This is a genomic window from Lacrimispora sphenoides, from assembly GCF_900105215.1.
In the GTDB taxonomy this organism is placed as follows: Bacteria; Bacillota; Clostridia; order Lachnospirales; family Lachnospiraceae; genus Lacrimispora; species Lacrimispora sphenoides_A.
Map to the genome: position 1 here is coordinate 2,621,986 of NZ_FOIP01000001.1, position 24,014 is coordinate 2,645,999.

Genomic DNA, 24,014 nt, shown 5'->3' on the forward strand with positions numbered 1-24,014 from the left:
GGCGGCAGCATGAAAAACTGGAATGGAAAACATCTATCAAAAGCCGCCTGGCTTTCTCTGGCCGCAAAATGGGTATTTCTGGGCATTATGATTTTATTTACACTTTATCCGGTCATTTATACAGTGCTGGGATCTTTGAAAACCAATGCTGAGCTGACCCAGGGCGGCGGCTTTTTCCCGGAGAAATGGCATTTTGAGAATTATTACCAGGCTTTTGTCCAGGCAGACTTTACAAAATATACGTTTAACAGCATCGTGGTCAGTGTTTCCGTTACACTTCTCGCTGTGGTTACCTGCTCGCTGGCCGGTTTTATTCTGGCCAGAAGAGAGTTTGCCGGGAAAAAGGTGCTCTTAGCTCTTTACTTATCCATGATGTTCGTATCCTTAGGGTCAGTTACCCTGTATCCAATCTACGAATTACTTCGGGCATTAAAGTTAAATAAGTCCATAATTGCCCTTATTGTGGCTCTTACGGGAGGGCAGGCCACCAATGTTTTTCTGGTCATGGGATTTACAAAGGGGATTCCAAAAGAGCTTGATGAAGCTGCCATCATTGACGGCTGCAGCATTTATGGAGTTTATTCCCGGGTCATTTTACCCTTAAGTAAGCCAATCCTGGCGGTAGTAGCCCTATTTTCTTTCCGAAATGCCTGGAATGATTATATCACCAGTCTGATCATGACGATTTCCATGCCGAAGCTTCAGACTCTTACCGTGGCGGTCGTTCAGCTAAAATATTCTGTCAATGCCGCGGCCGAGTGGCACATCATGCTGGCGGGAGCGTCCATCGCTATCATCCCGATCCTGATTGTCTATTTGTTTGCCAATAAACAGTTCATTGCAGGCCTTACGGCAGGTGCAGTAAAAGGATAGGAAAAAGGGCGGGTCCTGTGATATACTGGTAAAAAACAGAAGAGCAGGAAAACGGGGGGAAAGCATGAAGAAATTTATAAACAATTTAAGATTCCGCAGTAAAATCATCTGGCTGTTCGGAATTATGTTTTTCTTTACTACCGCCATTAGTGGATTATCCTATTATCAGTACGCCTCCAATGATATTGAAGAGAATTTCAAAGTGGGGTCAGAGGACGTCCTGGCTCAGATTGTGAATACCTTGGGCCAGCGGCTGGGTGTCATCAATCAGAGGGCTAAGGGAATGCTTGCTAATTATACCTTTATGGTAACCCTTTCCGATTATTTAAATAATCCTAATGACATCAATCTGGTAAAAGCCTTAGGGACCATTCCGGATTTCATGAGAGACTTTGAGACCGGGGAGGGGCTGATCCACTCCACCTATATTTATACGGATAAAGGGAGCTTCGATAATTTTGTCCGAATGAGAAATTGGGAGTTTGATTTTAAAGAATCTGTTTTTTACAAAAGCTACCAGGCAGGCGGAGGCGATGCCATTCGCTGGTTCCCGATGTGGAAAGATGAGATATTTCAGGACAATGACCAGGTGATTCCCTGTGTCTGGCAGTTCAGTGTTCAGGGCTATGTGGGAAAGGAATATTTGGTGATCCAGTTAAAGAAAACCGAACTGGAGCGTCTTTTAGAAGGAAAATATGAATTTTTTGACAAAATACTTATTCTAGATGGTGCAGGAAATGTAATGATAGGTTCCCATGATATGGATCCGGGAGAACTAAGAAAGCTTTCGGAGTCCAGGGAAGGGGGAAGCAATGTCATTACCAGCGACTTTCAGTACGAGGGAGATTCCTATCTGGTCACCTATGAACGTCTTAAGGAAAATGGCTGGCAGATCTATGGGCTGAAATCAAGGCAGAGCCTGCTTGGAAGTCTGAAAATTCTTAGAAATACGATATTTGAGATCATGGGCGTTGTTTTCTTACTGGGAGTAGGGGTCATCCTGTGGTTGTCCCACCAGCTGACAAATTCTTTAAGACGGTTAGAAAAGCGTATGAGCTGCGTGGAAAAAGGTGACCTGGGAGTTCGGTTTTTCTACCCCTATAAGGATGAAGTAGGCAGCCTTGCAAAATCTTTTAACTATATGATCGGAGAGATCCAGAGCCTGGTCCGGAAACAGGAGGAGACCATTGAGGAGCTGAAACGGGAACGGGATTATGTGGCTGAGGTTCAGAAGCAGAAGCGGAAAGCGGAATTAAAGGCCCTGCAGGCTCAGATCAATCCTCATTTCCTCTATAATACCTTAAATGCCATCACCTGGCAGGCCGCCGATCAGGGAGCAGAAGAAATCAGCATCCTTTCTAATTCTCTTGGTAAGTTTTTCAGGATCGGCCTAAGTAAGGGGGCAGAGGTGATCACCCTTCGGGAAGAACTGGAACATGTGTCAAGCTATTTAGACATCCAGAGCATCCGCTATCATTCCCGTTTAAGCTACGAAATTCATGCGGATGACAAATGCCTGGATTTCCGTATGATCAAACTGATTCTGCAGCCTCTGGCTGAAAATTCCATTTATCATGGAATCAAAGAGAAACAGGGGGCCGGTATCATAAAGATCTCCGTCAGTGAAGAAGGATCTGGCAAAGAAACGGTCACGGAGCTTGTAGTATGGGATAATGGGGCAGGGATTCCGGAAGAAAAGCTTGCATTCATCAATGAAACCTTAAAAAAGGGCGGAACGGACTGTGGAGCAGGCTATGGCATCTACAATGTCAATGAAAGGATCCGGCTGTTTTACGGAAAAGAATATGGGCTGTATTATGAAAGCAGCTTCGGCCATTGGACAAAAGCGGTTCTTAGGATTCCGGCAATGACAGAGGAGGTGGAATGATGTACCGCATATTAATCGTAGATGACGAAGACTATGTAAGAGACTTACTGGTCAGAAACATCCAAAAATCCGCCCTGGAAGTGGATGTGGTTGCGGTGGCAGGTGACGGAGAGGAAGGGCTTAGAGAAGCTCTGTTAAATAAGCCTGATATTATCATTACGGACATAGCCATGCCCTTTATGAATGGCCTGGAATTGATCCGCAGGATTCAGGAAGCCGGGCTTTACAGTAAAAATGTGGTCATAAGCGGTTACGATGAATTTGACTATGCAAAGCAGGCCATTTCACTTGGAGTCAAGGATTATTTACTAAAGCCCTTTTTGCCCAGGGAAATGATTGATGTTTTGGCAAAGGTGATACAAGAGCTGGACAGCCAGAAGGCGCTTTTGCAAAATATGAGCCTGTTAAAGGAACAGGCCGTGAGCCGGGCCGGACTTGCCAGGGAAAAGGCGCTGAAGGCGCTCTTAAGGGGAAAGGAGTGTACAGAGGAACCGGACTTCATACTGGAAGGCAGTTTTTATGCGGCAGGAGTGATCCGCATGGAAGGCGGAGCATGGGATTTTGGCAAGCAGGAGCATGTGGAGGAGTTTCTGATGCTGATACGGAACGGTTACCTTTCTGCCGGGATCTGCCTGTATGCGGTCAGCTTTGACGGGATTCAGCTGGCGTCCATCTGGTGCGGTGACGGGGAAAACGAGGAGCACTTCCTTAAAAAGATTGGGGAAAGTCTGGAAAAAGTCAGTATGAGCCTGGAGAAGTATTACCATATACAAATGAACAGCGCCCTTGGCCGTGCTTACCGGAGTCAGACAAAGCTGGTGGATTCCTACCGGGAAGCTATGGCTGTGTGGCGGGGAAACTTAGACGTAGAAAAGCGATTCCTGTTTTATGGTGAGGAAAGCAGCCGGAAAGAGGAAATCAGCAGCAGCCAGATCCGGGAGTGGAAAAACCAGATCCGGCTTTCTGTGCGTGCAGGACAGGAGGCAGGGGCTCTTGCTGGGCTGTCAGGCCTGATGAAGTGTTATGCCTCCATGTCCAACAGGAAGAATGATTATGTGGGCGTATCTGTGGGGGAACTGGTTTATGCCATTCAGAATGATATGGAGCAGGATGGATATGACCGGGCGGATACGGAGCCTCTATCTTCCATGCAGGATCGGATCAATTACGGAAGCCTGATGGATATGAACCATATGCTGGCCACCTATATTGAAAAGTGCTGCCGGGTAGTACGGGAAAATTCAGAGGAAACCAGGGCAGATGCAGTGGTGAAGCAAATGAAGCAGATCATTGAAAATGATCTGCATAAGACGGAGCTGGACCTGGAGGCAGTGGCTTTAAAGGTGCATTTCAGCTCCAGCTATGTCAGGCAGATTTTCAAACAGTACGCAGGAGAGTGTTTTGGTGAATATTTAATCCGAAAGCGCATGGAACGAGCCGGGAGTCTGCTCCAGAAAACAAGCATGAAAATCCAGGAGGTGGCAGACCAATGCGGGTATGAAAACCAGCGATACTTTGCCAGCAGCTTTAAGAAATTTTATGGCTGCACTCCCACGGAATTTAAAAAATTGGTGGAAGAAGAGAATTTATATTAGGAGGGGTAGGATAATGATTCAATTTACAGAACAGGAAATCCGGCACTTAAGAGAAAAGTACCAAAGGCAGCGGTCAGCTGTTAATCGTATCATGGAAGATGTAAAGGAAATCATGGCAGAGCCTGTTTTGGTTCCCAAAACAGGGATCGCTAACTGGACCCTTTATTATTACTGCCCGGATTGTTCTGTGCGGCTTACTTTTGACAGAAACGATAAGTATCATCACAGTTGCCCCTCCTGTGGTCGGGTTTATTCCGGTGAGCCATATGACAGCACCTGGTGGGGGCTTATTAACAGCAGAAATTACACGGCAGTATTTCAGATGGCACTGATCCATCTGATCACAGGAGAAGCTGACTATGCCAGAAAGGCCGTAGATATCATGATGGAATATTCCAGATACTATAAGGACTATGAGGTCCACGGCAATATTCCTTATAATGGTCCCGGTAAGTCAGGCGCTCAGACTCTTGATGAGGCTAATTTCCTCAGAAGCTTTGCCATGAGCTATGATCTTCTGTCTGAATTCATGACGGAGGAGGAAAAAGAGTTTATTGGAAAGGAAATGCTCATCCCTGGAGCTGAATTTTTGATGGAACACCGCCATAACCAGCTGCACAATCATGAAGTGATCATAAGCTCAGCCATTGCGGTCATTGGACTGATCTTTGACATTGACCGGTATATCCAGTTTGCCGTTTATGAGCCTTATGGGATTCTATATCAGCTGGAGAATGGGGTGCTCCCGGATCACATGTGGTTCGAAGGAGCGCTGGGCTATCACTTTTATGCCCTTACCAGTTTCTTTGCCTATGAAAAGTTTGCCCTTCATACGCCTCACAGCCATATCGGTCATCCAAATTATAAAGCCATGATGGAGCTGCTGGCATCCTATCTGGAACCGGGATTCCGTATTCCCATGTTAAATGATACTAATTATGGACATACATCCTCAAGTCTATATTTATATGAATTTGCATACCGGGAACTGGGAGGAGAAAAGCTTCTTTTTATACTGAACCAGCTGTATGAAGAAGAAAAGAGAGATAATCTGGAAGCCTTTATTTATGGGGCAGATGAGCTGCCTAAGTGCAGTATGGAGCCAGGGAATTACCATGTGGAAGCAGGGCAGTCTGGGAGCACGATTTTAAGAGGGAAGGATGATAGATATCTGCTGATCAAGCATGACCGCTATGGCGGGGAGCATGATCATTATGATCGTCTTGGCATCAGTTATCTGTCTCATGGAAAGAGGATATCTCCTGATCTTGGGACCACCGGATACGGTGCGGTTATGCACTATGATTTTTATAAGAATACAGGTTCCCACAATACGATAAACATTGACGGAGATAATCAGGCGCCGGTCAATGCAAGGCTAACCCGTTATGAAGATAGAGATGGGGGCATATATGTGGAAGCAGAAGCGGACTGGACCAAACCCTATGAAATGCCGGACAGCTTTACCATCGTTCAGTGGAAGGAAGAAATTTACCGGCCTGTAAAAATGGTGAGAAAGATCGCATGGGAGGAAGATTATTTTGCGGAAGTATTCCAGGTAAAGGGGGCAGGGAAGGATCTGCCTGTGGACTGGGTCATGCATTTTTCAGGAAAACGGATCATACAGCCTGAGGGAATGGAAATAGAAAAGTTTTCTGACAGGAAGCCATATAGCTATCTTCATCACATGAAAAAGGCCATTCTGTCAGAAGATCAAACCACTGTGATCCATGATTATGAGGATGGAGGCATACATACCCGTGTATTTACCTGGAACCAGGGGATGGAATTGTATGATGGGATGGGGCCTGATAACCCGTCTATATCCGATATCAATTACCAGATCGAACGCGGGTATGGACCGGATCTTGTATTTGCCCATGTGATTACCAGCAGCAATGGGCCTTGCCTGCTCATGAATGTAAACTTTTCTGTAGATGGGGACTGTATCGTGATTGAAGTGGAAGGAGAAAAGGACGAAAGGAAATGGAGCAAGATCCATAAGATGTAAAGGATAGAAACAGGGCGGCCCAAAAGTTGGTAATCGACTTTTGGGCCGCCTTATTTAAGAAGGGAAAAAGCAGTGTAAATAAAATGGAACCTGTTTTTTATTTACTGCATATGTTAGGATATGGAAACTTTTTTTAGATGTATGGAGGCAGAAGGATGTCTGAAAATATATGCTTAACAGATTTAAAAAGGGGTCAGAAGGCAGTGATTGCAAAGCTGGCCGCCTATGATGATATGAGAAGGCGCTTACAGGATATTGGCATTATAGAGGGTACTACTGTGGAGTGCCTGGGAAAGAGCCCTTTGGGAGATCCTACGGCATTTTTAATACGGGGTGCGGTAATCGCTCTTAGAAGCGAGGATTCCGGCCGCGTCTTGGTGCAGTCAAATATAGAGGAAAAAGCAAACCGTCATTATGGGAAAGAAATGGTGGCTGCTAACCTTTCGCTGGAGGATTAGGTATGGGATTAAGCAGGGAATCGATGGGAATAAAGTCTGTGGACTGCGGTCTGGAAATTAAGAAACGGAAGGAAGAGGATAAGGTCATTGCACTGGCCGGAAATCCCAATGTAGGTAAGAGTACGGTATTTAATCAGCTTACTGGGATGAATCAGCATACAGGAAATTGGCCGGGAAAAACCGTTGCCAATGCCCAGGGCTGGTGCTCGGATGGTCAGCAGGGATATGTTATGGTGGATATTCCCGGCTGCTATTCCCTGATGGCCCATTCCACGGAAGAAGAGGTTGCCAGAGACTTTATTTGCTTTGAAAACCCGGATGCAGTAGTCGTAGTCTGTGATGCCACATGCCTGGAGAGAAACTTAAACCTGGTGCTGCAGATCATGGAGGCAACGACCAATGTGGTGGTATGTGTAAACCTTATGGATGAGGCTAAAAAGAAGAAAATTTTCTTAAACCTTGATATCTTGGAACAGCGCCTGGGGGTCCCGGTTGCCGGAACTGCAGCCAGGAGCAATAAGGGACTTGATCAGATCTACACCGGTTTAAAACACTGCCTGGAACAAAAAGAAGAGGTAGAGGAAAAACCTGCTCTCATCCAATATCCCCAATATATTGAAGATGCCATTGCCAGGCTCCTGCCCGCAGTGGAACAATTGGCCAAGGGAAAGGCAGAGGCCCGATGGCTTTGTGCCAGACTGTTGGATGCCAATGAGAATCTGATGGAAGCCGTAAGAAGATACCGAAAGACCGTGGCCGATTCCGAAGAAGTGGCTTCCTGTCTTGCTGAAATCTGGGAAGAATGGAAGACTGCCGGGATCAGCCAGGAGCAGGTAAGCGACGACATGGCTACTGTTTTCATAAATAAGGCAGAAAATTTATGCATGGATATCGTGGAATATGAAAATCAGACCTATAACCGGAAGGACCGGAAGCTGGATTGGATTTTTACCAGTAAGGCTACGGGCTTTCCCATTATGTTCCTGGTTTTACTTGGAATCTTCTGGATTACCATAACAGGGGCCAATTACCCGTCAGAGTTAATAAGCACCGTACTGTTTAAGATAGAAGCCTGGCTGATCGGGCTGGCTGACGCTGCCGGTGTGCCGGTGATTATCACTGAACTGCTGTTTCATGGCATTTACCGGGTTCTGGCCTGGGTAGTAGCGGTTATGCTGCCTCCTATGGCAATATTTTTCCCATTGTTTACTCTTCTGGAAGATTTTGGATACCTTCCCAGAGTGGCTTTTAATTTAGACAGATGCTTTAAAAAGTGTTCTGCCTGCGGAAAGCAGGCGCTTACCATGTGACAATGGAAATCTATGCTTTTTTTGATTCTTCCATGTTTAACTTGACACTTTTTCTTAGAAATGTTATATTTATTTACACGTAAACTGTAACTGAAAATAATACAGAATCACAACTAAAAACGCCGGAAATCAGTAACATATGGCACAACCAAAAAGGAGGTACAGTATTTGGGCTTTTCTATCGACGTAAGTATTCCAGTTATGACCGTGTTTCTTCAGGGGATTATCAGCTTCTTTTCTCCCTGTGTGCTGCCACTCATCCCGCTTTACATAGGGTATCTGTCGGGAGGGACGGGAGTCCGCGGGGAGGACGGGCGGATTTATTATAAACGCAGCAAGGTTATGCTTCACACTGTCTGCTTTGTTATCGGGGTCAGCTTCGCATTCTTCCTGTTGGGGCTGGGATTCTCAGCTCTTGGAAGCTTTTTTAAATCAAACCAGCTTCTTTTTGCAAGAGTGGGAGGTATCCTGGTAGTTTTATTCGGTTTATACCAGCTGGGAGTTTTTGGGACCTCATCTGTATTGGGAAGGGAACGCAGACTGCCATTTTCCCTTAATACCCTGGCCATGTCGCCCTTAACTGCGCTAATCATGGGCTTCACCTTCAGCTTTGCCTGGACGCCTTGTGTGGGACCGGCCCTTGCCAGTGTCCTGCTTATGGCTGCCTCAGCCTCCACAAAGGCAATGGGTTTTGTCCTGATTGGAGTATATACCCTGGGATTTGTTCTGCCGTTTCTGGCAGTGGGATTCTTTACTACCACAGTGCTTGAATTTTTTAAGACTCACGGCAATATTGCAAAGAATGCGGTAAAAGTCGGAGGAGTTCTCATGGTATTTATGGGAATTTTAATGTTCACCGGAAAGATGAATGCTGTGACCGGATACCTTTCATCCATTCCGTCACCTACGGCCACAGAATCAAGAGAGACGCCGCAGCCGGAAACGACTGCAAAAGCATCGGAAGAAGAATCTGCATCTGAAGAAGAATCCGTATCGGAATCGGGGAATACCGGTGAGTCAGATGAAGCCAATGAGCCTCTTCCGGCAGTTGATTTTACTTTAACCGATCAGTACGGCAATACTCATTCTCTTTCTGATTATAAAGGAAAGACGATCTTTTTAAACTTCTGGGCGACCTGGTGTCCCCCATGCAGGGCGGAGATGCCGGACATCCAGAAAATATATGAAACTGCTGATACAGAAGGGGATAATGCACTGATCATTCTGGGTGTGGCAGCACCTAATTATGGAAATGAAAAAGATGAAGAGGGAATTAAACAATTCCTGAACGAAAACGGATACACCTATCCGGTTCTGATGGACACGAATGCGGAACTGTTTGAAGCTTATGGAGTATTCTCTTATCCGACCACATTTATGATTGATAAGGATGGCAATGTATTTGGTTATGCAAGCGGTCAGCTTTCGGAAGATACAATGCGCAGTATTATAGAACAGACCATGAAGGGGCAGCGGAAATAATCTGCCGATATGGTTAAAACAGAGCAATTATGGCATTCCAAAGGGGAAAAGAATCTTTGGAATGCCATTTTTATTGGTTGAAATTACTGGAGGATTTTTCTTCATGAGCCTTGCGCAAACGGTCCCGGTTGTAAATGAGATGAAGAGTCATGGCATCCTGTGCGGCAATGGCATCGTTTTTTTGTATGGCATTTACAATTGCCATATGTGTTCTTATGGTTTCTTCTTTTAACTCGGAATGGGTAATGTCAATAAGCATATCAATAGCATGCATAATAAGAGGCTCAAGCTGCGGTACGATGACATTTCCGCTGATCTCTGCAATCTTAGCATGGAAAATGGCATCGGCTTCTGAGTGGGATTTTCCTAAGTCGTAACATTCCGCCACCCGTTCCGCCAGGTGGAGAAGCTCCTCGGCCTGCTCCGGTGTGGCCTTTGAGGCAGCCATAGCGGCGACCCTTGGCTCGATCATCATGCGGAATTCTAAAAGATCAGTCACCAGTTTCTCCTTATTTTCTATAAAGGTGAATCCAAGTGGATCATCAGCCACACCTGTATTGTGGCAGACGTAGATTCCGGACCCTTGCTGAACTGTCAGAATGTTGCGTGAAACAAGAGCCCGTATGGCTTCCCGCAGAGTGCTCCGCCCAACGCCCATAAGAGAGGAAAGCGTGGTTTCATTGGGGAGCTGTGCACCTTCTTTTAATTTATTATCAATGATATATTTGATGATTCCTTCCGCTGTTGTATCGGCAAGAGATTTATGTGATGGTGTCATGGCAAATTCCTTTCAGGTGAACAATAGTTTTATCTGATTATAAATGTAATTTCTGATTCATTCAAGTGCAAATGAATCAGATGAGTCATGAGTACATGAATATTGGTCTGATGAATATATAAAAGAAATAGATAATACATGATAGTATGTATGAAAATATTAGGAAAATACATGAAATAATGAAATGAATCATGAGGAATAGTTGACAATCATGTGATGAATTATTATAATCAAGATATAAATATAAAATGAAAAATTCAAGATAAACAGGAAAGGAGCATTATTATGGTTAGTCAGGATATACGGAAACTAGCTCCGGAAATCGACCCGCTTCGGATGGGTATGGGCTGGAAGGTAGAGGACCTTTCTAAAATGCAGATCATGGTGGAGAGCACCTTTGGAGACAGCCATCCGGGAAGTGCTCATCTAATGGAACTGGTAAATAAGACAGTGGATGGGGTAAGAGATAAAGGAGGAAAGGCAGCCAGATATTTTACAACGGATATCTGTGATGGAATGGCCCAGGGCCATGACGGCATCAACTATTCTCTGGTCTCCCGTGATACGATCTGCAATATGATTGAAATTCATGCTGGCGCAACTCCATTTGACGGCGGAGTATATATTTCAAGCTGTGATAAGGGAGTGCCTGCTCATCTTATGGCAATCGGCCGGGTGAATATGCCTTCCATTCTGGTAACCGGCGGTGTTATGGATGCCGGCCCGGATCTTCTTACCCTGGAACAGATCGGTAAGTACAGCGCCATGTGCCAGAGAGGGGAACTGGAGCCGGAAAAGCTGGAATATTATAAGCAGCATGCCTGTCCATCCTGCGGAGCCTGTTCTTTTATGGGAACGGCATCAACCATGCAGGTCATGGGAGAGGCCCTTGGCCTTATGCTTCCAGGATCCGCTCTTATGCCAGCAACCTGCCCGGATTTAAAGGATATGGCTGAAAGAGCCGGACATCAGATCATAGAACTTGCAAAAAAGGGAATAAAACCAAGAGATATTGTTACCATGGAATCCTTCGAAAATGCGATTATGGTACATGCCGCCATATCCGGATCAACCAATTCCCTGATCCATCTGCCGGCGATTGCCCATGAATTTGGTTTGGAAATAGATTCTGAGATGTTTGACCGGCTGCACAGGGGGGCCCATTATCTTCTTGATATCCGGCCCGCTGGAAAATGGCCGGCTCAGTACTTCTACTATGCAGGCGGAGTGCCCAGGATCATGGAAGAGATCAAATCCGTGCTTCACCTGGATGCAATGACTGTAACAGGAAAGACTCTGGGTGAAAATCTCGATATATTGAAACAAAATGGCTTTTATGATAAATGCGATGAATATTGTGCAAACGTCGGTGTGAAAAAAGAAGAAATAATCCGGCCGTTTCATGATGCCATCGGAACAGATGGGGCAATTGCCATCTTAAAAGGAAATCTGGCACCGGAAGGTGCGGTCATTAAGCATACGGCATGTCCAAAGGAGATGTTTGAGGCGGTGTTAAATGCACGCCCCTTTGACAGCGAGGAAGAGGCGATTGAGGCGGTTTTGAAACACCGCGTAAAACCTGGAGATGCTGTATTCATCCGATATGAAGGTCCAAAGGGAAGCGGAATGCCGGAAATGTTCTACACCTCTGAGGCGATTTCATCGGACAAAGAGCTTGGACGCACCATTGCCCTGATCACAGACGGGCGTTTTTCCGGAGCTTCCACAGGTCCTTCCATCGGACATGTTTCTCCGGAAGCAGCGGATGGCGGTCCCATTGCACTCGTGGAGGAAGGGGATATGATCCAAATTGATATTCCTAACCGGATCCTTGCAATTGTAGGTGTAAAGGGCCAGCGAAAGACAGAAGATGAGATGGAAAAGATTCTTACGGAGCGGCGGGAGCAATGGCAGCCAAGACCTTCAAAATACCAGTCGGGAGTATTGAAAATATTCAGTGAACGTGCAGTATCGCCAATGAAGGGCGGTTATATGGAGTAATAAAATGAAGAGAAAATGGGTATGGCAGGGGAGCTGCCATGCCTTTTTCTATTATTGAGGATATAGTATGAGATTAACATATGGTGGAGGGGCGCGGTATATGGTACAAACCTGTTTGAATAGGATTTCTCAGGAGGTGGATGATATGGATTCATCAGATCAGGTGACTTATGAGGAAAAAAACATGACCATAAAGGTGGAGCGGGTTTTTATTGGTGAAAAAACAGCTAAGGAGCGGGTTTTGGAATTATTGAAAAAACGCAGGGATGCCGGGGAGTTTCGGACATGATCAGATTCAGTTATGATCGTTCCGTAGCCTGGCTCAGGATGCATTGCACTTCTGTATGGGGAAGTCGCTTTGAATATTGTTGGAAGTATGTGTATAATGGTGTTAAAACAGGACTTAATCAGCCCCTTAATAGAGGAGGGGTACTGGAAAGCCCTGTTTTTCTATACCCATTGTTAGGTTTTCAGGTAAGGAAGAGTAAATTTAAAATTAAATGGTGCAAAATAGGAGGACACGCGAACTGATTTCGGATATATTAGTAATAGAAAAGGAGGCAAATCTTATGAAACATACAGCATATATTAAAACTGCCTTGGGTCCGATTAAAATATCCGAAGTGGATGGTTTTATTACTGAGTTGCTTTTTGTAAAAGATACCCTTGAAATTCCCGGAGAACAGAAGACCCCTTTGTTGGAGAAAGCGGAAAAGCAGATTAAGGAATATCTGGACGGGACAAGCAGGGGATTTGATTTGCCGCTTGCTGCAAAAGGGACGGAGTTTCAAAAGACCGTATGGGAAGCCCTGCATAAAATTCCGTATGGAGAGACGCGAAGCTATAAGCAGGTTGCGGAAATGATCGGAAGTCCGGACGCATCCCGGGCGGTTGGTATGGCAAATGGCAAAAATCCCATACTGATCCTGACACCGTGTCACCGTGTAGTGGGTTCAGATGGCAAGTTGACAGGCTATGCGGCAGGCCTTGAAATCAAGGAACAACTACTGGAATTGGAACTGACATATGGCGGCCGTTGAGACGAAGTTCTTTGATTACGGCAGGAAGGAAATAGAATACCTCTCCAATTCAGATCCGGTGCTTGGTGATGCGATGGCACGGTTCGGAAGGGTGGAGAGGGAGGTAATTCCTGATCCCTTTGCTGCTCTGGTCAATGCGATTATAGGCCAGCTAATATCTGTAAGTTCTGCCAAAACCGTATGGAGCCGAATTCAGGAAAGTCTCGGAGATATTACCCCGGAAAACTTATCAGCCGTTTCCGCGGATGAAATTCAGCGCTGCGGCATGATCATGAAAAAGGCTATAACCATCTCTGAGCTGTCAAAGGACATTTTACAGGGTAAGGTATGTCTGAATAATTTGCGGCAACTGCCAGACCAGGAGATCATCCGGTACTTAACGACGATAAAAGGGGTTGGGCTTTGGACAGCTGAAATGCTTCTCATTAATTGCCTGGAACGTCCCGATGTGGTTAGCTGGGGTGACATCGCCATTCGCAGGGGAATGGAAAAACTGTATGATTTTCCTAAGCTGACAAAGGACCAATTCGAAGTGTGCAAGAGACGGTATTCACCCTATGGCTCGGTAGCTTCCATTTATTTGTGGAAGATTTCCTTTTTATAAGGTAGGATAACATGGCAATGGAACGGAAGAATACCCATGGTACGGCAAATATATGAAAGGAGGTGTATTGCCATGCTGACAGAGGAGGAAAAATGGAAGGCAGCGCTTGAATGTGATACGTCTTATGACGGAAGATTTTATTACGGAGTAAAAACAACAGGAATTTTCTGCCGTCCTTCCTGTAAATCAAAAAGCCCTAAACGTGAAAACGTTGAATTCTTTGATACACCAGAGCAGGCACGTGAAAGCGGGCTTCGCCCCTGTAAGCGCTGCCGTCCTGATTTGCTGGAATTTCACCCGCAGAGAGAGAATGCGGAAAAAATTAAAGTAGTTTATGACCTTTATTATTCAGACAATGATCGCTTAAGGGAGGAATTGAAAAATCTTGGGCTCAGCAGAAACAGAATCCTCCAGCTGTTTCAGAATCAATATGAAAAGACCCCGACGGAGTATTTAAATGGTTTACGCATAGACAATGCAAAAAAGCTTCTGGCAAATACCCCGGATAATATTCTGCAGATTGCTTTACAAAGCGGCTTTGGAAGTCTTTCATCTTTTTACACACAGTTTAAGCGTGTAACGGATGTTTCTCCCAATGAATACCGGGAGAATCTCACAGGAAAGAATGCTGATTAGGAGAATGGTGAACTTTAGGAAGCAGTACTTTAGGAAGCAGTACTTTAGGAAGCAGTACTGTAGGAAGCAGCACCTATAGTATATGGTACAAACCTGCTGGAATAAGATTTTCCAGGAGGTGTAAGTGATGGATCGATTAACTCAGGCAGCTTATGAGAAAAAGAACGTCTTTACAAAGGCGTCAGCCTGCTACAAGGCGGCGCTTTACATGCGCCTGTCAAAAGACGACGATGGTACAGGGGAAAGCTCCAGCATTGGCACTCAGCGGAAAATGCTTCGTTCCTATGCGATAGAAAATGACTTTGAAGTTTACGGGGAATATGTGGATGACGGCTACAGCGGAACCAATTTTGACCGCCCGTCCTGGAAACGGCTGTTGAAAGATATAGATGCAAGGAAGGTAAACCTGGTAATTACCAAGGATTTATCCCGCCTTGGAAGGGATTATATCATGACAGGACAGCTTACTGAAATTTATTTTCCTTCCAGAGGGATCCGATACATAGCGGTCAATGATGGATATGATTCCGATAGTCCGTGGAGTGATATTGCACCGTTTAAGAACATTGTAAATGAGATGTATGCCAGAGATACTTCAAAAAAGATCCGCAGTGCATTCCAGACCAAAATAAATGAGGGGGCATTTATCGGAAATTTTGCTCCCTACGGCTACCAGAAGGATCCGCAAAATAAAAACCACCTTCTCATTGATCCTGTGGCAGCTTCCATTGTCCGGGAGATATTTGAATGGGCGGAGCAGGGGGCGGCTCCAACCCAAATTGCAGAGTATTTAAATGAGAGAAAGGTGTTGACACCGGCCATGTACCGCTGCGCCGAACGGCCTTATTTGAACTCGGATGATTATTCTAGGAGAAAGGAATGGACATCAGGCACGGTCTGTAAGCTGTTAAGCAACCCCGTATACTTAGGCCACATTGTTCAGGGAAAGACTGTAAAGGTTTCCTTTAAAAGCAGTATGACCCTTCGGAAGCCCAGAAACGAGTGGGTAGTCGTTGAGGATAAGCATGAGCCACTCATTTCCGGGGAGACTTATGAACGGGTAAGAAGACGGAGCGTTTCCCGCAAAAGCACAGCGGTAACCGGTTTTACCAATATTTTTTCCGGACTTGCCAAGTGTGGGGACTGCGGCCGAAACATGTCGTCCACAGGAACCGGTAGAAAAGCGAAATCCCGCAAGCTGGTATGCGGAGGGTATAAGCTTTACGGAAGGAAAGAATGTACGAATCACTTTTTAGATTACGAACTTCTTTATCGCGTAGTGCTTCAGGAAATCCGCAGCCTGCTATCATTTACGGAAAGTGAAAAGGAAGAAATCGAAGAAACCCTTCGTGAGCCTGTTAGCCCTGTAGAAATGCAGGGGGAAGAAAAGGCAGTGTTTTCACTGAAAAAAAGAAAAAAAGAGCTTGGTTACATAATTGAAAAACTCTATGAAGACCGGGTAAATGAAAGGATTAGTGAGGAGCGGTTTTATATAATGCTGGATTCCTGTGAAAAGGAGGAAAAGAAGATTGCAGAAAGCCTGGCCTTGATGGAAAGACCCTGTTCTTTGGATCAGGAAAGTGAGCCTGCTTCTGACTGTCTGCTATCAAGCCTGTTAAAGGATATAAGCCAGGAAAAAGGGCTTTCTTCCGATTTGCTGGGAAAATTTATAGATAGAATTGAGATTTTCCAAAGCAGTGAAGGGGGAGAGGGGAAAGCAGGGCGTAAATACCAGACGATCCGGATCTATTACAAAGTGGCTCCTATAGAAGATAGGAATGGTTTAGCATAAATTTCCGCTGTCATGTGCATGGGGTTTGGATGCAATGCGGCAGGAATTATCGGATGCCGGATCATCGATTCTCCGAGAGAGCGGCTGATTGCCATGATTACCAATAATTTTGTGCCGTGCAACGGGCGATTCCCCACCATGATCGCCATTATAACCATGTTTTTCGTGGGAGGGGCCACGGGTGCTTTTTCCTCCATATTGTCTGCGGCTATCCTGTCAGGTGTGATTATCCTTGGGATTATCATGACGCTTGTCATATCAAAGCTGTTATCGGCTACCATATTGAAGGGGGTTCCCTCCTCCTTTACCTTGGAGCTGCCGCCTTACCGGAGGCCTCAGATCGGCAAGGTCATCGTGCGTTCCATATTTGACCGTACCCTGTTTGTATTAGGCCGTGCTGTTTCCGTAGCGGCTCCGGCCGGGCTGGTCATCTGGCTTCTGGCCAATATATCGGTTGGTAATGCGACCCTGCTGGCCCACTGTTCCGGCTTTCTGGATCCTTTAGCCAGACTCATGGGCTTAGACGGAGTTATCCTTCTGGCTTTTATCCTGGGTTTTCCGGCCAATGAAATCGTGGTTCCCATCATCATCATGTCTTATATGGCAGAGGGAAGCATTCGGGATATCAGCGACCTGTCCGTCTTAAAAGAGCTTCTTGTAGCCAATGGATGGACCTGGATTACTGCAGTAAGCACCATGCTGTTCTCCCTGATGCACTGGCCTTGCTCCACCACCTGTCTTACCATCCGGAAAGAGACACAGAGCATGAAATGGACGGCTGTTTCCTGGTTGGTCCCCACTGTAACCGGATTTGTGGTATGCTTTTTATTCACAACTATTGCAAGGGTTTTCCTCTGATGTTTAAATTTCCCTGTGATTGTCTACAATAGGAGTAGAATACCGAATGGGAAAGGAGGGTGAAGCGTGAGCAGGATCTACCACGTTTACTCCCTGTCAGACCGGTTGAAAGCCAGAAAAATCGAGGGCGAGATTGCCAAGGTTGACGGGGTGAAAGATATCAGAATCTCGGAAGACTTAAAAGAAATGAAAATTGATATGGACAAAGGAAAAACATCCGCTGTCATGGAGCGGGTGGTAAACATCTGCAGCCGGATATCCTACGGATGTGAAGTAAAATATAAGTTTATTTAAACAGGACATTGAAAAAGGCGGCCAACGGGGCCGCCCTTTTTCATCAGTAAAAATTAATGAGCATTCTTTGCATAATCACCAATTTTTTTATCCATGTTAGAAATATGTTTTGTGAGCCAATCCACTACCATTTGATTGGCGTTTAAAATCACCAGAAGATTGCCTCCGGAAGATTTATATTCACTCCTTAATTTCTCCAGCTGCGCAATGAAAGCGGTATGAGCCTGCTTTTGCTCCGCATAACCGGGGTAATGAATGCTCATCATGTATTTTTCTTCGTCTGCAAAATGCTTTTTTGTATAAGCATCCAAAAAATCAAGAAGCTCTCCAACGTATTCCTTTGCGCGGTTGTTTTTCCCTGCTTCAAACAGCGCTTCTGCTTTTTCAAACCACATTTTATGCTGATCATCAATCATTGATATCCCTACGGATAAATTCGGTGTCCACGGCATAACAATTCCTCCTAATGTTTTAAAAATTTACATCTTCTTCCATTCTATACTAGAATTTCCAAAAGTTCAACCGTAGATATAGACAGAAAGGACATTTCAGATAAAATGCGGACATTTTTATTATTAAATATAAATTCAAAGAGAGCAGGGGAAAACAACGTTCAAAATAAGCAGATGAATTGACGTACCTTCCCGGTAATGCTATAATTTTTACTTAGTATGTAGTAAAAAAAATAGAACCCTATGGGGATGCCATTATGCCCAAAAGTATGGGCAGGAAAGAGGAAACATGGAGACAGAAGGAATCCGTCTGAACAAATTTTTAAGTGAAGCCGGGGTATGTTCCCGAAGGGAGGCGGATCGCTTCATTGAGGCTGGGAAAGTCTGTATAAACGGACAAGCGGCTAAGCCCGGCCAGAGAGTTTTACCTGGTCAGTCAGTTACAGTAAACGGACGCACCATTCACGCAGGAAAAGGAGATAATAGCCATAAGGAAGATCCGGTCCTTCTGGCAGTTCATAAACCCAAAGGTATCGTATGCACAACATCGGATAAAGACCGTGCCCCCAACATTGTGGATTTGGTGGATTATCCTGTAAGAATTTACCCCATCGGCCGCCTGGACAAGGATTCGGAGGGGCTGATCCTCATGACCAACCAGGGCACTCTGGTGAATAAGATGATGCGCAGCGGAAATGCTCATGAAAAAGAATATTTAGTAAAGGTCAACCGCCCGATAACCGATGAATTTATCCGGAATATGAAAAAGGGAGTATTCTTACCGGAGCTAAATGAGACCACAAGGCCCTGCGTTGTAAAGAAGGCCGGTGAAAAAGCGTTCCGTATCATTTTGACCCAGGGGCTAAACCGCCAGATCCGCCGAATGTGCGGACAGCTTGGCTTTGAAGTACGGATGCTGAAACGATTGCGAATTATGAATGTTGAACTGGGAGAATTAAAACCCGGAGCTTACCGGGAGCTTTCGAAAAGGGAGTACCACCAGATGAAAGAGGCCTTAAAAGGCTCGACGAATCGTTCTTATAAAGAACAGAAAAAGGAGATATCTGATGGACGCTAACATAAGCAGAATGAAAGAATTGATTGCCGTTTTGACGGCAGCAGGAAAGGCTTACTATCAGGAAAGCCGGGAAATCATGAGCAATTTTGAGTATGACAGGCTTTATGATGAGTTAAAGGATCTGGAAGAGGAGACTGGAATCATACTTTCTCAAAGCCCCACGCAGTATGTAGGATACCAGGCGTTAAGCGAGCTTCCAAAAGAGGCTCACGAAACTCCCATGCTTTCCCTTGATAAGACCAAGAGCACGGAGAGTCTGCAGGAGTGGCTGGGCGGCCAGACCGGAGTGCTGTCCTGGAAGCTTGACGGTCTGACCGTTGTTCTTTCCTATAACCACGGAACCCTCCAAAAGGCCGTAACAAGGGGAAACGGAGAGATCGGCGAAGTTATCACAAATAATGCAAAAGTATTTTCTAACATTCCTTTAAATATAACCCATCAGGGAGAACTGGTTTTACGCGGAGAGGCAGTGATCAAGTATTCGGATTTTAACCGGATCAATGAAGAGATCGAAGAGGTTGCTGCCAAATACAAGAATCCAAGGAATTTATGCAGCGGATCCGTAAGGCAGTTAAACAACCAGATCACAGCTAAGAGAAATGTGAATTTCAAGGCATTCGGCCTGGTAACGGCTGAGGACGTTGACTTTAAAAACTCCAGAAAAGAGCAGTTTGAATGGTTAAAGAGACAGGGCTTCGATGTGGTGGATTATAAAATGGTGATCAGAGATACTCTGCCTGAAGCGGTAGAAGAGTTTTCCAAAGCCATTTCCAGTTATGATATTCCTTCAGACGGCCTGGTGCTTTTGTTAGATGATATCGCTTACGGAGAATCTCTTGGCCGTACATCCAAATTTCCCCGTAATGCCATTGCTTTTAAATGGGCTGATGAAATCAAAGAAACAAAACTTGACCACATCGAATGGAGCCCATCCAGAACCGGGCTCATTAACCCAGTGGCAATCTTTGACCCGGTGGAACTGGAAGGAACTACGGTTAGCCGGGCCAGCGTTCACAATCTAAGCATTATGGAGGCATTGGAGCTGGGAGAGGGAGATGAAATTACTGTTTATAAGGCTAACATGATCATTCCCCAGATTGCCGATAACCTGACAAGAAGCAAAAAGATACGGATCCCTGAACAATGTCCAGTCTGCGGCGGAAAAACGGAGATCCGCAAGGTGAATGATGTCAAGAGTTTATACTGCACCAACCCGGACTGTCAGGCCAAACGGTTGAAAGGTTTCACCCTTTTTACGAGCAGGGATGCATTAAACATTGACGGTTTATCAGAGGCGACCTTAGAAAAATTTATCGGAGCCGGGTTCATCCGGGAATTTGCGGATATTTTCCATTTAGAGCAGCATGAGGAAGTCATCACCCAGATGGAAGGCTTTGGAAAAAAGTCTTACGACAACCTGATAAAAGCAATACAGAAAGCTTCCCATACCACCCTTCCAAGGCTGATCTATGGTCTGGGGATCGCAGGTATCGGATTGGCAAATGCCAAGATGCTGTGCCAGGAATTTAAGTTTGATTTTGAAAAGATGCGCGCAGCAGGGGAAGAGGAACTGACCGCAGTTCCAGGAATCGGAAAGGTGTTAGCGGATGCCTGGATCACTTATTTTAAGGAAGAGAAGAATGATGAGATGGTGGACCGCCTGCTGTCTGAGGTAAGCTTTGAGGGCGATATGGAGGCCAGGGGGGACGGAATCTTTGAAGGTATGGTATTTGTCATTACTGGTTCCGTGGACCACTATGAAAACCGGAAGGCCCTTCAGGAGGCCATAGAAGCCCACGGAGGCAAGGCTACTGGTTCGGTGACCTCTAAGACCACCTATTTGATCAACAATGATACTACGTCCAATTCTTCCAAGAATAAAAAGGCAAAGGAACTTGGAGTGCCCATTATTTCAGAAGAGGATTTCATTAAAATGCTGGAGGAATAAAATATGCCGATTAAAGTACAAAAGGATTTACCTGCAAAAGCCATACTGGAAAAAGAGAACATTTTTATGATGGATGAGGACCGTGCCTTAAGCCAGGACATCCGTCCTCTTCAGATCTTGATCATTAATCTCATGCCTGTAAAGGAAGAGACAGAGACTCAGCTTCTCCGGGCCCTATCAAACACTCCGCTGCAGGTGGACGGTACTTTTTTGATGCTGGAAAGCCATACCTCCAAGAATACGTCAGCCAGCCATTTAAATAAATTTTATGTTTATTTTGATGAGGTAAAGAAAAGAAAATTCGACGGAATGATCATCACCGGTGCGCCGGTGGAGAACATGGAATTCGAAGAGGTGAACTACTGGGAAGAATTAAAGAAGATCATGGAATGGAGCAAAACCCATGTGACCAGTACCCTTCATATCTGCTGGGGAGCCCAGGCAGGGCTTTATTACCATTATGGCATTCAGAAATACAAGAGAGAGAGTAAACTGTCAGGCATCTACCGGCATAAGGTTCTGGACCGGAAGGTTCCCCTTGTCCGCAGTCTGGATGATTATGTGATGGCTCCTCATTCCCGCTTCACAGAGGTAAGGAGAGAGGATATTGAAAAGCAGCCGGAGCTGGTGATTCTTGCGGAATCAAAAGAGGCCGGGATTCTTCTGGTAATGAGCCGGGACGGAAAGCAGGTATTTGTCCAGGGACATCCGGAATACGACCGTATGACTTTAGACGGAGAATATCACAGGGATTTGGATAAGGGATTGGAACCTGAGATTCCATGCAATTATTATGAGAATGATGATCCTGATACGGTGCCGGTGCTTAATTGGAGGAATGGGGCGAACACCATGTATGGGAACTGGCTGAATTTCTATGTATATCAGATCACTCCATATTTACTGGAGGCGGAGGAATAAAAGCCCTTTATTTTACAATGTTTTCCGCATTTTAAATTAATTTAATGTAATTTAAAAAGTATCGTACACTATCGCATTATAACAGTATCTATCATGGAAATGGGGTACAGATGGGGTACAAAAACGTATTAAATGGGGTATGACATATATTAAAAACGACCTGTATAATATAATGATTAATTATGTAAAATAGACCCTCTATTAGTTGTGATGATAAACATTATTTTTATGTCTTTATTTCTTGGAGTATACATTGCGAGCACATCGTTTGCTTCAGAAGTGGATAAAGATCACGCATTTAATAGCTATGAGAGTGTAGCTAAGATTTCTAACTCTGAAACTATATCAGGTAATGATAACGGTTTCCTCAGAAAAGCAAGTAGAACTACTGCAGTGTGCCTAGATTACTTGGAAATCGATAAAAGATTCTTGAAAAACCAATGGAGGGCAGTCGGGGAGACTGAAATCACTCCAACAGTAACCTGGAAAATTGCAATGGAACTAGAATTATATAAAAATGACCATATTGTAGCAACTGCTGGTAAGACCAAAAATAATACAAGTAGTTATACTGGAAGAACAAAGTGGTGTTCCGGTAAAAGCAGTGATACTTGGTCATCAGAGGGGATATTCAGAGTATTTGATGACAATGGAGTAAAAATACATGAACAAGAGTTATATGTAGATATGTAGATTAAAAGTTGATTGACCATAAAAATGTATAATCAGACCATCTTCATATAGTTTTGATGCAGATGGTCTGATTAAATTTATTCTAATCTTTGAAGTTTAGATTGAAGGAGTCAAATGAAATCTAAAAAAACAGGCGTAGTCACAATTATTGGGGAGGGCATACTCCCGGTTAAAGTGTGCGATATTAAGAATGGAAGACCAAAAGTAAAAAAAATTGAAACAGAGAATTATTACGAATTTACACTAATTTATTCAATATTTCATAGGGAAAAGAAGAGGTATGATAAAAACACACTTAAAGAAATAGAGGTAGAGTAAAAAATAAGGAATAGAAGAGTATTGAACTCAACTATTCCCTATAAATTATTTCGTAGTTTTTAGAATTTTTGTTTTCTGATTATCAGTAATATATCCCTTTATAACTGCATTAACCAACATTGCGGCCGTAAGTTGACCCTTACCGCAATCATATAATCTCATTAATGTCTCAAACATAATTATCCCTCCAGACTTGATAATACTAATGTGTCAACAGTTGCTCTTAAAGACTGATTCTCTGCTTCCAGGGCGGCTAGTTATAGTTTTCAATATTTGATTTCCAATAAAAGCGCAGATTTATAGATTGTCGTATCATATGAGTCAAGCGCATTATAAAAACCGTAAAATTCCTTATTCTATGCAGGATAATAAAATGCCGTTTGATATATTTATCATCCGATTTCACCATAAAAATATCGAAGCAAAAGGGACTTGACAAAAGTGTATAGCAACCATATACTATTAACATGGAAGAGATTAAAAACAACAAACATAAAATTGCATATGAATCTTTAGATTTGGCGTTTGCTTTAATGGAACTAGATAAAAAGACGCGTTACTATGGAACTGATGTGCCAATTTTTCACTCTGAAATACATGTAATAAAGGCAATAGCCGAACACCCAGGCATTCATGTGGGCGGTCTGGCGGATATTCTAGGAGTAACAAAAGGGGCTGTCTCGGAAATTATTAAAAAGCTGGAGAGAAAGGCTCTGATTATAAAGGAAGTTGATGAGCTGAATTTATCTAGATATTCACTGAGCCTGTCGAAAAAAGGGGAAAAAGCTCATAAAATCCATATGCATTACCATGCTATTTTAAATGGTGTTGTGGAAAATGAGCTGCAAAATGCTACCGAGTCTGAATTGAATTTTTTGTCAAACTTCTTGTTATCCCTTAAAAGCAGGGTTGAAAATTTCGATGAAAATATTGTTAAATAAAAATTTTACATAAGTGTATGGTAGCTATACACATTTTTATTAT

22 protein-coding genes and 2 pseudogenes are annotated in these 24,014 nt (G+C 44.3%); 21 read left to right on the plus strand and 3 right to left on the minus strand.

Going from position 1 to position 24,014, the window contains the following annotated elements:
- The first annotated feature begins 9 nt into the window (after nt 1–9).
- The 7 genes and pseudogenes from BMW45_RS11890 (at nt 10) to BMW45_RS11920 (ending at nt 9,617) form a co-directional block, all read left to right on the plus strand.
- Nucleotides 10–873, plus strand: a complete 864-nt coding sequence (locus BMW45_RS11890; RefSeq protein ID WP_092243750.1) for a carbohydrate ABC transporter permease — start codon at nt 10–12, stop codon at nt 871–873.
- Between the two features lie 64 nt (nt 874–937).
- Complete coding sequence (locus tag BMW45_RS11895) at nt 938–2,761, plus strand: histidine kinase (protein WP_092243753.1); 1,824 nt, start codon at nt 938–940, stop codon at nt 2,759–2,761.
- Nucleotides 2,758–4,356, plus strand: coding sequence for a response regulator transcription factor (locus BMW45_RS11900; protein ID WP_092243756.1), 1,599 nt, complete (start codon nt 2,758–2,760; stop codon nt 4,354–4,356). Before BMW45_RS11895 ends, BMW45_RS11900 begins: the two co-directional genes overlap by 4 nt.
- 13 nt (nt 4,357–4,369) lie before the next feature.
- Nucleotides 4,370–6,367, plus strand: a complete 1,998-nt coding sequence (locus tag BMW45_RS11905) for a heparinase II/III domain-containing protein (protein WP_166433336.1) — start codon at nt 4,370–4,372, stop codon at nt 6,365–6,367.
- Nucleotides 6,368–6,522: 155 nt separating this feature from the next.
- Nucleotides 6,523–6,825, plus strand: a complete 303-nt coding sequence (locus tag BMW45_RS11910; protein WP_025234713.1) for a FeoA family protein — start codon at nt 6,523–6,525, stop codon at nt 6,823–6,825.
- A gap of 2 nt (nt 6,826–6,827) precedes the next feature.
- Nucleotides 6,828–8,132, plus strand: a pseudogene (locus BMW45_RS11915) (FeoB small GTPase domain-containing protein); the annotation flags it as partial.
- A gap of 171 nt (nt 8,133–8,303) precedes the next feature.
- Nucleotides 8,304–9,617, plus strand: a complete 1,314-nt coding sequence (locus BMW45_RS11920) for a redoxin family protein (protein ID WP_092243765.1) — start codon at nt 8,304–8,306, stop codon at nt 9,615–9,617.
- A gap of 70 nt (nt 9,618–9,687) precedes the next feature.
- Here the strand turns inward: BMW45_RS11920 and BMW45_RS11925 are convergent, their stop codons facing one another.
- The gene (locus tag BMW45_RS11925) at nt 9,688–10,395 is read right to left on the minus strand and encodes a FadR/GntR family transcriptional regulator (protein WP_025234710.1); all 708 of its coding nucleotides are present in this window, start codon (nt 10,393–10,395) and stop codon (nt 9,688–9,690) included.
- 285 nt (nt 10,396–10,680) lie between these two features.
- On the opposite strand from BMW45_RS11925, the gene ilvD reads away from it, so the two are divergent.
- From ilvD to BMW45_RS11970, 8 genes and pseudogenes are all read left to right on the plus strand, one after another.
- Nucleotides 10,681–12,396, plus strand: a complete 1,716-nt coding sequence (ilvD, locus tag BMW45_RS11930; protein WP_092243768.1) for a dihydroxy-acid dehydratase — start codon at nt 10,681–10,683, stop codon at nt 12,394–12,396.
- Nucleotides 12,397–12,541: 145 nt separating this feature from the next.
- Nucleotides 12,542–12,685 carry a hypothetical protein gene (locus BMW45_RS27820; protein ID WP_166433337.1) on the plus strand — a complete coding sequence of 48 codons (144 nt, stop codon included), beginning with the start codon at nt 12,542–12,544 and terminating at the stop codon, nt 12,683–12,685.
- Between the two features lie 280 nt (nt 12,686–12,965).
- Nucleotides 12,966–13,436, plus strand: a complete 471-nt coding sequence (locus tag BMW45_RS11945; protein WP_092243774.1) for a methylated-DNA--[protein]-cysteine S-methyltransferase — start codon at nt 12,966–12,968, stop codon at nt 13,434–13,436.
- Nucleotides 13,423–14,040, plus strand: coding sequence for a DNA-3-methyladenine glycosylase family protein (locus BMW45_RS11950; RefSeq protein ID WP_092243776.1), 618 nt, complete (start codon nt 13,423–13,425; stop codon nt 14,038–14,040). The genes BMW45_RS11945 and BMW45_RS11950 overlap by 14 nt, the downstream gene beginning before the upstream one ends.
- A 72-nt stretch (nt 14,041–14,112) precedes the next feature.
- Complete coding sequence (locus tag BMW45_RS11955) at nt 14,113–14,676, plus strand: bifunctional transcriptional activator/DNA repair enzyme AdaA (protein ID WP_092243779.1); 564 nt, start codon at nt 14,113–14,115, stop codon at nt 14,674–14,676.
- Nucleotides 14,677–14,803: 127 nt separating this feature from the next.
- Nucleotides 14,804–16,468, plus strand: coding sequence for a recombinase family protein (locus tag BMW45_RS11960; protein WP_092243782.1), 1,665 nt, complete (start codon nt 14,804–14,806; stop codon nt 16,466–16,468).
- A 12-nt stretch (nt 16,469–16,480) separates the two neighbouring features.
- Nucleotides 16,481–17,326 (plus strand): annotated as a pseudogene (locus BMW45_RS11965) (nucleoside recognition domain-containing protein); the annotation flags it as partial.
- A gap of 66 nt (nt 17,327–17,392) precedes the next feature.
- Nucleotides 17,393–17,620 carry a hypothetical protein gene (locus BMW45_RS11970; RefSeq protein ID WP_092243785.1) on the plus strand — a complete coding sequence of 76 codons (228 nt, stop codon included), beginning with the start codon at nt 17,393–17,395 and terminating at the stop codon, nt 17,618–17,620.
- Between the two features lie 53 nt (nt 17,621–17,673).
- On the opposite strand, the gene BMW45_RS11975 is transcribed toward BMW45_RS11970, so the two are convergent.
- Complete coding sequence (locus BMW45_RS11975) at nt 17,674–18,072, minus strand: bacteriohemerythrin (protein ID WP_092243788.1); 399 nt, start codon at nt 18,070–18,072, stop codon at nt 17,674–17,676.
- A gap of 289 nt (nt 18,073–18,361) precedes the next feature.
- On the opposite strand from BMW45_RS11975, the gene BMW45_RS11980 reads away from it, so the two are divergent.
- The 5 genes from BMW45_RS11980 to BMW45_RS12000 all read left to right on the plus strand — a co-directional run bounded on the left by BMW45_RS11980 (nt 18,362) and on the right by BMW45_RS12000 (nt 23,030).
- Nucleotides 18,362–19,150: a pseudouridine synthase gene (locus BMW45_RS11980; protein ID WP_092243791.1), complete on the plus strand. Its 789-nt coding sequence runs from the start codon at nt 18,362–18,364 to the stop codon at nt 19,148–19,150.
- On the plus strand, nt 19,140–21,098 hold the full coding sequence (gene ligA / locus BMW45_RS11985) for an NAD-dependent DNA ligase LigA (protein WP_092243794.1): 1,959 nt from the start codon (nt 19,140–19,142) through the stop codon (nt 21,096–21,098). Before BMW45_RS11980 ends, ligA begins: the two co-directional genes overlap by 11 nt.
- 3 nt (nt 21,099–21,101) lie before the next feature.
- On the plus strand, nt 21,102–22,019 hold the full coding sequence (gene metA / locus BMW45_RS11990; protein ID WP_092243797.1) for a homoserine O-acetyltransferase MetA: 918 nt from the start codon (nt 21,102–21,104) through the stop codon (nt 22,017–22,019).
- A gap of 228 nt (nt 22,020–22,247) precedes the next feature.
- Nucleotides 22,248–22,712 carry a hypothetical protein gene (locus BMW45_RS11995; protein ID WP_143057032.1) on the plus strand — a complete coding sequence of 155 codons (465 nt, stop codon included), beginning with the start codon at nt 22,248–22,250 and terminating at the stop codon, nt 22,710–22,712.
- A 114-nt stretch (nt 22,713–22,826) separates the two neighbouring features.
- Complete coding sequence (locus tag BMW45_RS12000; protein ID WP_092243802.1) at nt 22,827–23,030, plus strand: UDP-N-acetylmuramoyl-tripeptide--D-alanyl-D-alanine ligase; 204 nt, start codon at nt 22,827–22,829, stop codon at nt 23,028–23,030.
- 45 nt (nt 23,031–23,075) lie between these two features.
- Here the strand turns inward: BMW45_RS12000 and BMW45_RS27480 are convergent, their stop codons facing one another.
- Nucleotides 23,076–23,207 (minus strand): XkdX family protein, encoded by a 132-nt coding sequence (locus tag BMW45_RS27480; RefSeq protein ID WP_143057033.1) that lies wholly within the window; start codon nt 23,205–23,207, stop codon nt 23,076–23,078.
- Between the two features lie 290 nt (nt 23,208–23,497).
- Here BMW45_RS27480 and BMW45_RS12005 point away from each other — a divergent pair, with 290 nt between their 5' ends.
- Complete coding sequence (locus tag BMW45_RS12005) at nt 23,498–23,971, plus strand: MarR family winged helix-turn-helix transcriptional regulator (RefSeq protein WP_092243805.1); 474 nt, start codon at nt 23,498–23,500, stop codon at nt 23,969–23,971.
- Nucleotides 23,972–24,014: the final 43 nt, after the last annotated feature.